The 13538-nt window shown below is 44.5% G+C and carries 11 protein-coding genes and 1 pseudogene; 10 read left to right on the top strand and 2 right to left on the bottom strand.

Annotated features, from left to right (window positions below):
- Window positions 1-55 precede the first annotated feature (55 nt).
- From DW159_RS11055 to DW159_RS14285, 10 genes and pseudogenes are all read left to right on the top strand, one after another.
- The gene (locus tag DW159_RS11055; RefSeq protein WP_117550783.1) at window positions 56-979 is read left to right on the top strand and encodes a DnaJ C-terminal domain-containing protein; all 924 of its coding nucleotides are present in this window, start codon (window positions 56-58) and stop codon (window positions 977-979) included.
- Between the two features lie 148 nt (window positions 980-1127).
- Window positions 1128-1853: a sce7726 family protein gene (locus DW159_RS11050; protein WP_117550781.1), complete on the top strand. Its 726-nt coding sequence runs from the start codon at window positions 1128-1130 to the stop codon at window positions 1851-1853.
- 10 nt (window positions 1854-1863) lie between these two features.
- On the top strand, window positions 1864-3852 hold the full coding sequence (locus DW159_RS11045) for a glycoside hydrolase family 31 protein (RefSeq protein ID WP_117550779.1): 1989 nt from the start codon (window positions 1864-1866) through the stop codon (window positions 3850-3852).
- Window positions 3853-3971: 119 nt separating this feature from the next.
- The gene (locus DW159_RS11040; RefSeq protein ID WP_117550777.1) at window positions 3972-4775 is read left to right on the top strand and encodes an HAD family hydrolase; all 804 of its coding nucleotides are present in this window, start codon (window positions 3972-3974) and stop codon (window positions 4773-4775) included.
- Between the two features lie 203 nt (window positions 4776-4978).
- Window positions 4979-5686 (top strand): ABC transporter ATP-binding protein, encoded by a 708-nt coding sequence (locus DW159_RS11035; RefSeq protein WP_117550775.1) that lies wholly within the window; start codon window positions 4979-4981, stop codon window positions 5684-5686.
- Window positions 5679-8162, top strand: a complete 2484-nt coding sequence (locus tag DW159_RS11030) for an ABC transporter permease (RefSeq protein WP_242992692.1) — start codon at window positions 5679-5681, stop codon at window positions 8160-8162. Before DW159_RS11035 ends, DW159_RS11030 begins: the two co-directional genes overlap by 8 nt.
- A 64-nt stretch (window positions 8163-8226) precedes the next feature.
- Window positions 8227-8913 carry a response regulator transcription factor gene (locus DW159_RS11025; protein WP_117550773.1) on the top strand — a complete coding sequence of 229 codons (687 nt, stop codon included), beginning with the start codon at window positions 8227-8229 and terminating at the stop codon, window positions 8911-8913.
- A gap of 18 nt (window positions 8914-8931) precedes the next feature.
- Entirely contained in the window at window positions 8932-9969 is a 1038-nt protein-coding gene (locus tag DW159_RS11020; RefSeq protein ID WP_117550771.1) for a sensor histidine kinase, read from the top strand.
- 37 nt (window positions 9970-10006) lie between these two features.
- Entirely contained in the window at window positions 10007-11281 is a 1275-nt protein-coding gene (gene fliB / locus DW159_RS11015; protein WP_117550769.1) for a flagellin lysine-N-methylase, read from the top strand.
- Window positions 11282-11365: 84 nt separating this feature from the next.
- Window positions 11366-11443, top strand: a pseudogene (locus DW159_RS14285) (hypothetical protein); the annotation flags it as partial.
- Window positions 11444-11491: 48 nt separating this feature from the next.
- Here DW159_RS14285 and DW159_RS11005 read toward each other — a convergent pair.
- Entirely contained in the window at window positions 11492-12757 is a 1266-nt protein-coding gene (locus DW159_RS11005; protein ID WP_117550767.1) for a sensor histidine kinase, read from the bottom strand.
- A complete protein-coding gene (locus tag DW159_RS11000) occupies window positions 12754-13446 on the bottom strand; it encodes a response regulator transcription factor (RefSeq protein ID WP_158547604.1) in 693 nt (230 codons plus the stop codon). The genes DW159_RS11005 and DW159_RS11000 overlap by 4 nt, the downstream gene beginning before the upstream one ends.
- Between the last annotated feature and the right edge of the window lie 92 nt (window positions 13447-13538).

Raw genomic sequence — 13538 nt, 5'->3', positions numbered from 1 at the left:
AATCACTTGACAGATAGTGTTAAACTATACATAGGCTTATCGGGAGGTAGGAATCATGGCTTCAAAAAGAGATTATTATGAAGTTCTCGGCGTATCAAAGACAGCCACAGACGCTGAGATAAAAAGAGCATATAGAACCCTGGCGAAGAAATACCACCCGGACACGAATCCTGGCGATGCGACGGCTGCAGAGAAGTTTAAGGAGGCCTCTGAGGCCTACGCGGTACTGTCTGATGCCGAGAAGAGGAAGATGTATGATCAGTTTGGAATGGCTGCATTCGATGGCTCCGGTGGAGCCGCCGGTGGTGATCCATTCGGAGGCGGAGGCTTCCACTTTGAGGGTGGAGACTTCGGTGATATGTTTGGCGATATATTTGGCTCGTTCTTTGGCGGCGGTGGCCGCTCACAGAGAGGTGGATTTGGCGGATTCGGTCAGGGAAGCTTCAATGCGCGGGGCAGAGATATGGAGGCAAGTGTCACGGTAGATTTTGATGATGCAGTATATGGTTGCGACAAGACTCTGTCGTTCAATGATGGACGGGGAGGAAGTTCCCAGTTCACTGTACACATTCCGGCGGGTATAGACAACGGCGGTGTGATAAGACTGGCTGGCAAGGGATATCCCGGAACCGGCAAGGGTCAGCCTGGAGATATGCTGCTGAAGGTCAATGTAAGAGACAAGGCAGGTTATGAGAGAAAGGGTCTGGATATATACACCACGGCTCTTGTGCCATTTGACACGGCAGTTCTCGGTGGAGAGATATTGGTCCACACCATGTTCGGCGACGTGAAGTGCAAGATAGTACCTGGTACACAGTCGGGAAGCAAGATAAGGCTTCGTGGCAAGGGTGTTCAGGCGAGGGGTGGCAATACCCATGGAGATCACTATGTGACCGTGAGAATTGCAGTTCCAAGGAACATTTCACCAGAGGCGAAGGATGCGCTTAAGAAGTTCACAGAGCTTGTGAACAAGGGCTGATAATATTATGTTCACATAGAAACCAGGGCGGAAAGCTCACTTTATGAGCGGTCTGCCCTGGTTTTCTCAGCTAAAGCGGGAGATTCTTGACTTTGCAGACAAAAATACATATAAAGATTACTTAAAACAATTGATTTCAGGAGGGAAAATGTTATTAGATAAAGATATACGAGAACCTCTGTTTGATTTCCTTGAGGAGCGATATGGCAAGGTGCGTATCCTTGAGGAGAAGACCGTCGGAAACTCCCGTGCGGATGTGGTAATGGTCATTCCAGACAAGATAGTGGGAATCGAGATAAAAAGTGATGCGGATACATACACGCGGCTGGAGAGTCAGGTAGCAGACTATGATCTATATTTTGACCAGAATATCGTGGTGGTGGGAAGTACACATGCAGGTCATGTGGCAGAGCATGTACCAGACTACTGGGGGATCATATCTGTTGAAGAATATGATACAGGCATCAAGTCAGATACAGATGGCAAGCCAGATGCAGAAGGCCTGGAGGATGGAGTGTCAGACAAGCTGACTCACAAGATCGATTTCTACGTGGTCAGGGAGATGCAGCCTAATCCACGGGCTGATCTGCTTCGTACCATACGTATATTGTGGAGACCGGAGCTTGCACATATCCAGGAGACCTACATTCTTCCGATGTATAAAGGAAAGAGCAAGGATTTCGTCAGGACACTTATAGTGGACAGACTTCCGGCGGAGATCGTGCACCATGAGATAAGTGAGATCCTGTTCGAGAGGGATTATGCCGCCATGATCGAGCAGATACAGGAATTCAGAAAGGCACAGGCGGCAAAGCGCGGCAAGACGGTCAGGAGAAAGAAAAAGAGATACAGAAGAAAAAAGAGAGATGCATAGAGGTGATAGCATGATAAAGAAGTATACATACGGAAAGCCATTTCAGACAGAATCAGTAGTGGTAGATATCGCAGCAGAAAAAGGACAGCCAGATCACGGCAATATAGACTTAACAGCCGGATTTTCGTACAAATTTGGTCTTGAGGACAGTGATATAGTGTATGGCCTTGGCGAGGCGAACAGAGGAATCAACAAGAGAGGCTACAAGTACATAAGCAACAATGCAGACAATCCGCATCATCACGAGGATGTATACTCACTGTATGCATCACACAACTTTATTATAGTTTCAGGAGCGCAGACATTTGGCCTGTATTTTGACTATCCATCCACGATCACATTTGACGTGGGATATACGAAGTGCGATGAGCTGCACATTTTCTGTGACAGCGCAGATCTGGATATCTATGTGATAACAGGTGACAGCCCATATGATATCACAAAGCAGTTCAGAAAGATGATAGGCAGAAGCTATATACCACCAAAGTTTGCATTTGGATTTGGACAGAGCCGCTGGGGATACAAGACACCGGAGGACTTTGAGACGGTGGCGAGAAAATACAGAGAGAACCACATTCCGATCGATATGGTCTACATGGATATAGATTACATGGACAGCTATAAGGATTTCACCATAAATGACGACTTTGGCGATTTTTCGGAGTATGTGGAGAATCTGAAAAAGGATAATATACGCCTGATCCCGATCATCGATGCCGGAGTAAAGATTGAGGAAGGTTACGATGTGTATGAGGAGGGCGTGGCAAATAACTACTTCTGTAAGAGAGCAGATGGAAGTGATTTCGTTGCGGCGGTATGGCCGGGATATACGCATTTCCCTGATGTGCTGAACCCTGAGGCGAGACGATGGTTCGGTGCAAAATACAAGATCCTCACGGATGCAGGTATAGAGGGCTTCTGGAATGACATGAATGAGCCGGCGATCTTCTTCACCCCGGAGGGCGTGAGCGAGCTAAAGAAAGCTATGAAGAAGTTCATTGAGAAGGACGAGACTGTGGACGATGTCTGGGGCATCTCGGGTATGGCGGCAGGTGTTGCCAACAATCCGAAGGATTACGCATCTATGTATCACAATGTGGATGGGGAGATGGTGCGTCACGACAAGGTTCACAACCTCTTTGGATATAACATGACAAGGGCGGCAGGCGAGGCGCTTCGCGAGATCTCACCGGATGAGAGACGACTTTTGTTCTCCAGATCGTCTTATATAGGGATGCATCGTTATGGCGGCGTCTGGATGGGCGATAACAAATCGTGGTGGTCACACATCCTGCTCAATATCAAGATGCTTCCGTCCATGAATATGTGCGGTTTCCTGTATACGGGCGCGGATCTCGGTGGATTTGGATGCGACACATCCAGAGACCTTCTTCTCAGATGGCTCGCACTCGGCGTGTTCACTCCGCTCATGCGCGACCATTCTTGTGAGGGTACAAGAGATCAGGAGTGCTATCAGTTTGAGCATATAGAGGATTTCAGGAATGTGATCGGTGTCCGTTACCGACTGCTTCCATATATATATAGCGAGTACATGAAGGCTGCCTTGATGGACGACATGATGTTCAAGCCTCTGGCATTTGAATATCCGGATGACAGGATCGCAGCCCATGTGGAGGATCAGCTCATGCTTGGAAATGAGATCATGATCGCACCGGTTTACACGCAGAATGCCATCGGAAGATATGTGTATCTGCCAGAGAATATGTTGCTTGTAAGATTTACGGCAGATGGAGCAGTTGAGCAGACGGAGATGCCTGCGGGACATCACTTTGTTGAGGTACCTTTGAATGAAGTCATCCTGTTTGTAAGAAACGGCAAATGTATCCCTGTCGTGGATGTGGCGGAGTGCGTAGCGGATATCGACAAGACTACAATGCAGCTGATCGGCTACAGGAACAGCAGCTATATGCTGTACGATGATGACGGTTATACAAGGGAGTATGATCTGGAGAAGAATTGTGCGCTCTTATTTAAATAAGATGCATGGCAAGGGATAAGCTGGCGGAGGTCTGGTTAATATATAAGATTACCTAATAGACATCAGAAAATATAATACCAGAGAATATAACATTAGAGAATATACAAGGAAGAGAAGACATGAAGAACGTAAAATTAATAGCATCCGACATGGATCACACACTGCTTATGGAGAATGGAAAACTCCCGGATGGTTTCTTTGATTATATTGACAGGCTGGATGAGAAGGGGATTCGTTTTGTTGTAGCCAGCGGAAGACCTATGTACACCCTGAGGGACATGTTCGGAGACAAGATGGATAAGATGGTGGTCATTGGGGATAACGGTGCGGCTATCTCTAACTGCGGCAAGATCATATACAAGAGCCTGATGGATGTGGAAGAGTACCAGAGTATGATACGCTTTGTGGAAGACGAGACGGATGGTGTTGCTGTACTGTGTGCCCTATCCGGAGCATATGTCCTGAAAAAATACGAGAAGTATGCGAAGTTTTTCAAAGCATTTCTCAGTAATCTTGTGTTTGTTGATGATATGAGAAGCCTTGACGTCGAGGCCAATAAGTTTACGATATTTGCTCCGGATAAGGATGCCGCTGTGAAGTACAAAGAGATCTATACGCCACGTTTTGGAGATAACTTCTCAGTCACTGTGGGCGGAAGAGAATGGATCGACATCATGAATAAAGGTATCAATAAGGGAATGGCCATGAGAAAGATCGGAGAACTTCTTGGTATCGATACCAGTGAGATGATGGCATTCGGAGACAACTTCAACGATGCGGAGATGCTGAAGACGGTATACTACAGCTATATCGTGGCAAATGCGCAGCCTGGCATGGAGAAGTTTGCAAGATTCCGCGCCCCGTCCAATGAGGAGCGTGGAGTGATCCAGGTTATGGAGCAGGTGCTGGCAGCCAACTTGTAGGCGGAGTATAGAAACAGACATAAATAATGGAAAGAAATCAAAGGCTCAGTCTCCTATTAACAGGGGCTGGGTCTTTTAATATATTGATAATGTAAGCAGTGACCACTAAATCTTAATATTAAACGTAATAAGATTGTAAGATGTGGATGTTAGAATAAAATCATCAGATAGAACAGACAAGAAAATGAAAAGGAAGAGGTATCATGAATATATTATCAACCCATAATCTTACAAAGACATACGGAACAGGAGACAATGTCGTGCATGCGCTTACAGATGTGTCACTTGATATTGAAGAGGGAAAATTTGTATCTATCATAGGCAGTTCGGGAAGCGGAAAGTCAACACTTCTAAATCTCTTAGGAGGTCTCGACAGGCCAACATCAGGAGATGTTATACTGGACGGCAAAGCTATTTTTGAAATGGACGATGAGGCACTTACGATATTCAGAAGACGAAAGATAGGATTTGTTTTCCAGAATTACAATCTGGTGCCGATATTAAATGTGTACGAGAATATAGTGCTTCCGATCGAGCTGGATGGAACGAAGATAGACACTGCGTATGTAGATAAAATTATGGATGTGCTCGGCTTATCGGAAAAGAAATTTTCTATGCCGAACCAGCTGTCAGGAGGGCAGCAGCAGAGGGCTGCGATAGCCAGAGCGCTGGCAGCAAAACCTTCTATCATATTGGCTGATGAGCCGACAGGCAATCTGGACAGCAAGACCAGCATGGATGTCATTGCACTGTTAAAGCTGACTGGTAAAGAGTTTGCACAGACGATAGTGATGATCACTCATAATGAAGAGATAGCAACCATGGCAGACCAGATGATCCGGATCGAAGATGGCAGGATCTTCTCAGCAGGAGTACCAGATGGGGCAAATGGGGGTGAGAAGGATGCTTAGAAACAATAACCAGGCGGCGGTGAGCAGGATATATCATCGAATGTTGAAGCAGAATAAAGTGCGAAATGTAATTGTTATTCTGGCGATCGTTCTCACAACATTCATGTTCACGGCTGTATTTACATTGGGATTTTCCATAGCTAAAAATCTTAACCAGATGCAGCTCAGACTTCAGGGAACAAGATCTTCTATATATATGGAGCATCCATCTGATGGTCAGATAAATGATATAAAGTCCTGTCCGTCACTTCTTGCGGCGGGAATACAGATTGATGCACAGACGGTAAGCACGGAATCAGGCGAGTACAGTTATCTGCTTCAGTATGATGATGATACGGAATTTAATGAGAATCTGAAACCTGCCATAACCGATATAAATGGCAGTTATCCGAAGGATGAGAATGAGATAATGCTCACAAAGCAGATACTTGGCAATATGGGTATCACGTCGCCAAAGGTAGGTCAGAACGTTACGTTTGTGATGGATGGTGAGAGGAAAAATTTTGTGCTCTCAGGCTGGTACACAGGATTTGCCAAGAGCAGCGTATGCCTGGTGTCAAAGAAATATGTGGATTCCCAGGGAATAGATATGCAGAAAGATGGACGTGTCAGTATCTCAGCAAAGGAGGGCAAGGGTGATAAACTCCAAGATGAACTTGAGAAAAATGTTACTTTGAGGCAGGACCAGAAGTTTGAAGTGAAATATGATGTTCAGTCTGAAAATGGTTCAAACCGTGTTTTTATAGCTATAAGTATAGGCATTATAGCTCTTATGATACTCCTTAGTGGATATCTTCTTATATATAATGTAATGTATATATCTGTTACAAAGGATATAAGATTCTATGGAATGCTGAAGACCATCGGAGCCACGATGTCCCAGATACAGAAGATAGTGAAAAAACAGGCACTGTATCTGGCTTGTATAGGAATTCCGATAGGGGTACTCCTTGGAACGGCGGTGTCATTTGGCGTTGTTCCTCTTGCTATGAACATGCTGTCGATAGACAGGGAAGCTGCACTTTCATCGGCGGTCAGTTTCAATCCGGGAATATATGTATTTTCCGTGGTATTTGCATTTGTAACTGTATTTATAAGTGCGAGGAAACCGGCAAAATATGCCGGGAAGATATCTGCAATCGATGCTATGAAATATGCTGGAAATATATCGGGAACAAGATATAAGTCCACCAGTGGAGGAAGGCCCTGGAAGATGGCATGGAGGAATGTGTTTCGTGAAAAAAAGAGAAGTATACTTGTGTTCGCATCAATATTCATGGGTTCAGTTACATTTCTGTGTGTGAATACATTTATATCATGCATGGATGCGGACAGTTATATAGAGCACTATATTCACAATGATTATGTGCTATATGGCGACGGAGAATCAGATAACTCTAAGCCTCAGGCGACCATGGCAGATATCGCGGATCAGATGCAAAGCATTCCGGGTATGGGTACTGTAGAGGCGAACAGAAGTGCAGATGTAAGACTGCCATTTGACGCTGAACTTTATGCACCGTTTATTGAGAGCGAGGATGACCCGGAATCTCTTGCGACATTCTATGAGACGACGACCAACAGTGAGGCACAGTATGGGTCGCCGCTTATATCGGTCAATTCAGATATGATAAAGCTCTACAACAAAACTGCCAGACAGAAGATAGATATAGATGCATTCGAAAAAGGAGAGGTATGTCTGATAGGTTATGTAGATTCCATATCAGCGTCGGAGCGGATGACGGATAAGACTCTGACACTTGTAAATGACCAGACGGGCGGGAAGAGACAGATCACAGTTGGCGCAGCCATTATGAGGACAGAGCAGTCAGCAATCACCGCTGGGTATTATTGGACACTTGGTGGAGCACCGGAGGCGATATTTGTGAGTGATGCGGTGATGGATGATCTGTTTCCGGATGCGGAGATCTCATGCATCATTGCGGATGCGGAGAAAGGAAAAGAATCAGAAGTGACACCATATGTACAGCGCATCGTAAAGGAAAATCCAGTCATAGCCGGGAGTGATATCAGGTCGGTGGAGGGCTCGGAATTCAAGAAGTCTATGCTGTCGCTTGAGGTGATAGGCGGTGGAATATCGATCATATTGATACTTATCGGAGTGGTGAATTATATCAATGTCATGATCACCGGTGTATATACGAGAAAACTGGAACTGGCAGTGCTTGAGAGCGTTGGAATGACAAAGAGGCAGATACGTAATATGCTTATGTACGAGGGCATGTTTTATGGTATTATAACAACAGTACTTATTGTGACGTTTGGAAGCCTCATGATGTATGGAACTGGTCGGCTATGTGTGAATATAGCTGATTATGCAGTATTTCATTATCCGTATGCACTTGTTGCCGGAGTCGTTGTTGTGCTGTTTGCTATATGCATTGTGGTTCCGGCGATGGTGTTCAGACTTGTGACAAAAGATACGGTGACAAGCCGGCTGAGAGAAGCATCATAGATATTTGGCAGACCGGGAATCATGAAAATGATATGGAATCAACATGTAATTGATAGGAGAAAGTATGAAACGTATTTTGGTTGTGGAGGATGATGTGATCATATGTGGAGGTGTGAAGATATTCCTTGAAAAGAGGGGATACGAAGTTGAAACTGCGTACTCATGCAAGGAAGCGGATGGCTGTCTGGAACATGGTTTTGATCTGATATTGCTTGACAGAAACCTTCCAGATGGCAGGGGCCTTGACTACTGCAGAGAACTGAGAAAAAGTACAAAGGTCCCGATCATCTTCCTCACGGCAAGAGATACGGAGGCTGATATGATAGAGGGGTTCCGGGCCGGCTGCGATGACTATATAGCGAAGCCGTTTTCCGTAGAACTTCTGTATCAGCGGATAGAGGCAGTACTTCGAAGAAGTGAAAATGCACTGGATGGGGTAAAGCGCGAACGTTTTCATTATGGAGATATGAGTGTTGACTTTGAGCGGATGCAGGTGTACATATCGGATGAACCGATAAAGCTGTCCGTTACGGAATACAGGATACTGGAACTGCTGATAAAAAATATGGGGCGCGTTCTCACAAGGGATATGATCATACAGAAGATTTGGGATGACAATGAAAATTATGTGGATGAGAACACGCTTAATGTGCATATCAGAAGACTGCGTCAGAAGATAGAAAAGGATGCCGGCAATCCGGAGTACGTGATCACGGTGTTTGGAATTGGATATACATTCGGCGAGACATAGGCAGATAATAGAGATAATATGGATAAATATATTGACAACTATGGTAAATATACGAAGAGAGTGAGGATGCTGTATGTATGCTCACTTCTTTTGTTTGTGTTTTTAGCAGTATTTGAGTATGTATGTTCAGGGAAAATACTTGCGGCCATAGGCGCACTGGCGTGTGGTGTAGTTATGTTTGTTGTCATAAGACTGCTGCAGAAGGCGGATGATGACTTTATTTCGGAGGTCGTGGCAGCCATGTCGGATCTTCTGGACAATCTCTCTGAGCTGAAACGGCAGCAGGTATTTCCGGAAAATGAGGACTCGCTGGTATCAAGGCTGCAGAGCAAGGTTGACAAGATAATCGATGCGCTGAAGCTTCAGAATTCCAGAGAGAGGTTAGAGCATGAGAATATTAAGGGACTGGTATCGGATCTTTCCCATCAACTGAAGACGCCAATATCGAACCTGAGGATGTACACGGATTTTCTAAAAAATCCGGATATAAGTGATGACGAGCGTACTCAGTACTTGCAAGTCCTTGAACTGGCGGTGGATCGCTTGTCATTTCTCTCGGAGAGTATGATAAAGGTATCCAGACTGGAAAGCGGACTTATCAATCTCGATGTGAAAAGCCAGAGTATAAATGACACTGTGCTGCAGGCAGTGAAAGATGTATATGTGAGTGCGAAAAACGCCGATATAACTATCAGATATGATGAACAGGTGAAATGTGATATACAGCATGACAGAAGATGGACTGCGGAAGCGTGTTTCAATCTTTTGGATAATGCGATAAAATACGGAAAAACTGGAAGTGAGATAGTCCTGTCGGTCAGAAAACTAGGGCTCACGGTTGAAATCAGTGTGACAGATGAGAATGAACCAATAGGAGAGGATGAGCGTACACATATATTTGAGAGGTTTTACCGTGGCAGAAATTCCGGTGACAAGGATGGCGTTGGAATAGGTCTTTATCTGTCAAGGGAGATCATAGAAAAACAGGGCGGAATGTTAAGTGTTATTCCACAAAAGGATGGTAACAAGTTCGTGATCGTGCTGCAGAGCCGATGAATGGAATAATGGCATGATTATATATAAAGGAGTACATATGATTTACACATACCCGGATTATTATAAGAAATTCAGCTGCATAGCGGACAAATGCCCGGACACATGCTGCGGCAAATGGCAGATAGTGATAGATGACGATTCTCTTGAAAGGTATCAGGAGTATGATGGAGATTACAGACCGGAACTTCACCGGAAAGTAAACTGGAAAGAGGGCGTTTTCAGACACGGCAGAAGTGGAAAGTGTGCATTTCTGCGGGATGACATGCTGTGTGATATGTATATACATATGGGCAAGGACAGCCTCTGCACTACATGCAGGGAATATCCGAGGCATACGGAGGAATTCGAGAATGTGCGGGAGATATCACTTTCTCTTTCATGTCCGGAGGTGGCACGGATACTGATGAATATTACGGACAAGGTGACATTTGTGACCGAGGAAGACGATGAGGACGAAGTGTTCGATGATTTTGATTATTTCCTGTACTCCAATCTGGAGGATATCCGGGAGGCGATACTGAATGTCATTCAGGACAGAAATACAGATATCCGTGATCGTGTCAGGAGAGTTCTACAGATTGGCGCGTCGGCACAGAGACACTATGATGAGGGCGACCTTGTCATGTGGGATGACTGCGGAGAGCAGGATAAGCCGGAGATTTGCAGGAAATTAGAATCTTGCCCGGAGCATTCTAATACGGAGATCAATAATGAAGTCTTTTCAGATGGTGAATATGTCCTGTTACAGAGACAGTTTGGCTTTCTTCGGGGTGAGCTGGAGCTTTTGTACGACGACTGGGAGGATGTGCTCATAGAGTCACAGAGTCTTCTGTTCAGCGATGGCGCGGAAACATTTGCGGAGAACAGGAGAAGGTTTGAGGCATGGTGGCGCAGGCATTCTGCGTGTCAGGATATGGCAGATGAGCGGGCTGCGGACAGCAATGCTTCAGAAGAGAATGTAAATGCTGATGATCAAGGCATGCGCGATCTGAACTCTGATTTCTGCGATGCATCTGTCGGTGAAATACTGCCTTCTATGGAGATTGTGCTAGAGCAGATCGTAGTATACTTCATCTCGATATATCTTCTGGGAGCCGTGTACGACGACAACATCATCGGCAAAGTGGAGGCCTGCGTAGGACATGCTGTTGAGCTTTATATGCTGCTCATGGCCAGATGGCTGAAAAATGGAGAGCAGATTTCCATGGATGACCTCATAGAACTGGCATACAGATATTCAAGGGAGATAGAGCATTCTGACGAAAACCTGGAGAAGGTGGAAGTGCTGGATTGGTTTGGAAAGATAGATTAGTCTATTGGTTTGTGAGGAGATGATGAAAATTCTGGACAACACGATAGAAATGTATAAGTCTGAAATGGAAAAAGCTTTGGCGATGACTTCAACGACAGGGAGATGCTTGATACAGTGTATTACAGCTATATAGTTGCAAATACGCAGGCTGACAGAAAGTAAAAACGATTTGCAAAATTAAGCCTTACACCGCTTGTAGAAATAAGTAACTTACAGCTTAAATGTTATAGTAAATATACTTCCGTGCGGAATATTGTCACTGACTGTTATGTCAGCACCGTGGAGCTCTGCTATGCTCCTGGCGATGCTGAGACCGAGTCCAAAGTGATTTTTATGGTCGTTGCGTCTGGAATAGAAGGTTTCGAAAATGTGCGGCTTATCTTCATCGCTTATTCCAGAACCTGTATCTGATACTGTATAGTATAGATTTGAAACATCCGCGGATACAGATATTGCTATCTGTCCATTGGCGGTGCATGATATGGCATTGTCCACCAGAATAGATAGGCATTGAAGCATTCTATCCCTGTCCATGTAGACAGGTGAAAGGGGATTGTCAGGTATGGATACTGCCAGGTCAAGACTTTTTTGCATGGCAATTGATTCAAAGCGATCGTATAATTCTATTATTATATCTTCCGGGTGAATGTCATCGAAGTTATCCCTGCCTGACTTCTTTATATCAGCAAATGTCAGGAGATTGTTCACCATATCGGTCATTCTGTCACATTCCCTCTGGGCTGTCAAAATATAATCATTGTCAGTCTTGTCAGGATTACTGCCAGACAGTCCGTTGAGACATGATTTTATGACGGTTACAGGAGTCTTCAGTTCATGGGATGCTACAGCTATGAACATATCCTGTTTCTTATAAGCCACATTTACAGGGATAAGTATCCTGCCTGTAAAAATGCATGAGAATATGGACAGAAGTATTATTGCTATGGTAGTAATGATCAGAAATAAAATCATCATTTTTGCTTTGTATGCAGACAGCGTAGCGTTGTTGAATATGGTGTGTATGGTATAGAAATTTCCACCTATATTTATGATGCTGTAGCTGTTCCAGTAGTCGGTATGATCATATCTGACAATATAAAATCTCCTGTTGTTTTCGCCCTGATTTATCGCATTGTAATAATCTTTCCAGTACATCGGCTGATTGTAAGGAGATGCAGCTTCAAAAATTGACGCGCTCTCTGCAAAGCTGTTCGTGGAGACGATTGTGTTGTTGTTTCGCAGCACGTCTATATTAAGATTTTTCTCACTATATTCATTGAGGATAGGCATGTCTATGATGCTCACCTGTTCAAGATATGAGAATAAAAGGTTTACATCCCTTGTGTACGATATGTACGTGCTGTTTGTGTACTCCTTTATCACAGTGTGGAGCAGAAGAATGGACATGGCAGTCAGAATAATTGCTATGACGGAGGAGAGAAATATGGAAAGTTTTCTTTTGAGCTGTTCTATCATATAGATGTGTCCTCCTTTCTGCAGACTAGCATGTAGCCACTGCCGTATACGACCTTTATCACAAGACTGCTATGGATGGTTTTTAATCTGTTTCTCAGAAAATAAATGTAATTCAGTATATTCCCATTTCCCACATTTGAGGTCAGTCCCCATATGGCTTCGATGATCTCGTCTTGACTTACCAGCTTACCAGCAGATCTCAGCAATAATTCAAATAGCTGGGATTCTCTGTTGGTGAGCCGCACCGACTGGGTACCACATTGAAGTGTCCGGCTGTCGAGCATATAAGTGACATCACCATATGAATAGTCAAATGTACCAATCTGTTGGGTTCTTCGGTAAAGTGCGTTTATACGAGCCAACAGCTCATCAAATTCAAAAGGCTTGACAATATAATCGTCGGCACCGTGGGAAAATGCTGCAGTTTTGTTCTCGAGTGTCCCAAGGGCTGTGAGCATAATCACGGGTATCGATATCCTGTCAAAGTATAACTGATTGAGAATGTCCAGACCGGACATGTCAGGGAGCATCCAGTCAAGCACCAGGATGTCGATATCCACCCCGGAATATATGAGCTCTGTGCTCTGCTTTCCAGTTGTACACAGCGTCACAGATATTCCGTGATCTTCCATTTGTCTTTTCAGTATTTTCCCAAGATTGAGGTCGTCCTCCACAAGCAGCAGGTTCATACATATCCCCTTTTCGTTATTGTAATCTGGAATGTAGTTCATTTCATTCTTACTTTATAGTAATTCATTTGGGGAGCGTTTGAAAGCGGTAT

Origin of the sequence: Coprococcus sp. AM14-16 (assembly GCF_003434675.1) — a bacterium.
Taxonomy (GTDB): Bacteria; Bacillota; Clostridia; order Lachnospirales; family Lachnospiraceae; genus Coprococcus; species Coprococcus aceti.
This window is presented reverse-complemented; position numbering and strand designations above follow the sequence as displayed.

Bases quoted from the DNA above. Each gene is read 5' to 3' on its own strand.
- DW159_RS11055 (WP_117550783.1), top strand. From the start codon at position 56: ATGGCTTCAAAAAGAGATTATTATGAAGTTCTCGGCGTATCAAAGACA.
- DW159_RS11050 (WP_117550781.1), top strand. From the start codon at position 1,128: ATGTTATTAGATAAAGATATACGAGAACCTCTGTTTGATTTCCTTGAG.
- DW159_RS11045 (WP_117550779.1), top strand. From the start codon at position 1,864: ATGATAAAGAAGTATACATACGGAAAGCCATTTCAGACAGAATCAGTA.
- DW159_RS11040 (WP_117550777.1), top strand. From the start codon at position 3,972: ATGAAGAACGTAAAATTAATAGCATCCGACATGGATCACACACTGCTT.
- DW159_RS11035 (WP_117550775.1), top strand. From the start codon at position 4,979: ATGAATATATTATCAACCCATAATCTTACAAAGACATACGGAACAGGA.
- DW159_RS11030 (WP_242992692.1), top strand. From the start codon at position 5,679: ATGCTTAGAAACAATAACCAGGCGGCGGTGAGCAGGATATATCATCGA.
- DW159_RS11025 (WP_117550773.1), top strand. From the start codon at position 8,227: ATGAAACGTATTTTGGTTGTGGAGGATGATGTGATCATATGTGGAGGT.
- DW159_RS11020 (WP_117550771.1), top strand. From the start codon at position 8,932: ATGGATAAATATATTGACAACTATGGTAAATATACGAAGAGAGTGAGG.
- fliB (WP_117550769.1), top strand. From the start codon at position 10,007: ATGATTTACACATACCCGGATTATTATAAGAAATTCAGCTGCATAGCG.
- DW159_RS11005 (WP_117550767.1), bottom strand. From the start codon at position 12,757: ATGATAGAACAGCTCAAAAGAAAACTTTCCATATTTCTCTCCTCCGTC.
- DW159_RS11000 (WP_158547604.1), bottom strand. From the start codon at position 13,446: ATGAACCTGCTGCTTGTGGAGGACGACCTCAATCTTGGGAAAATACTG.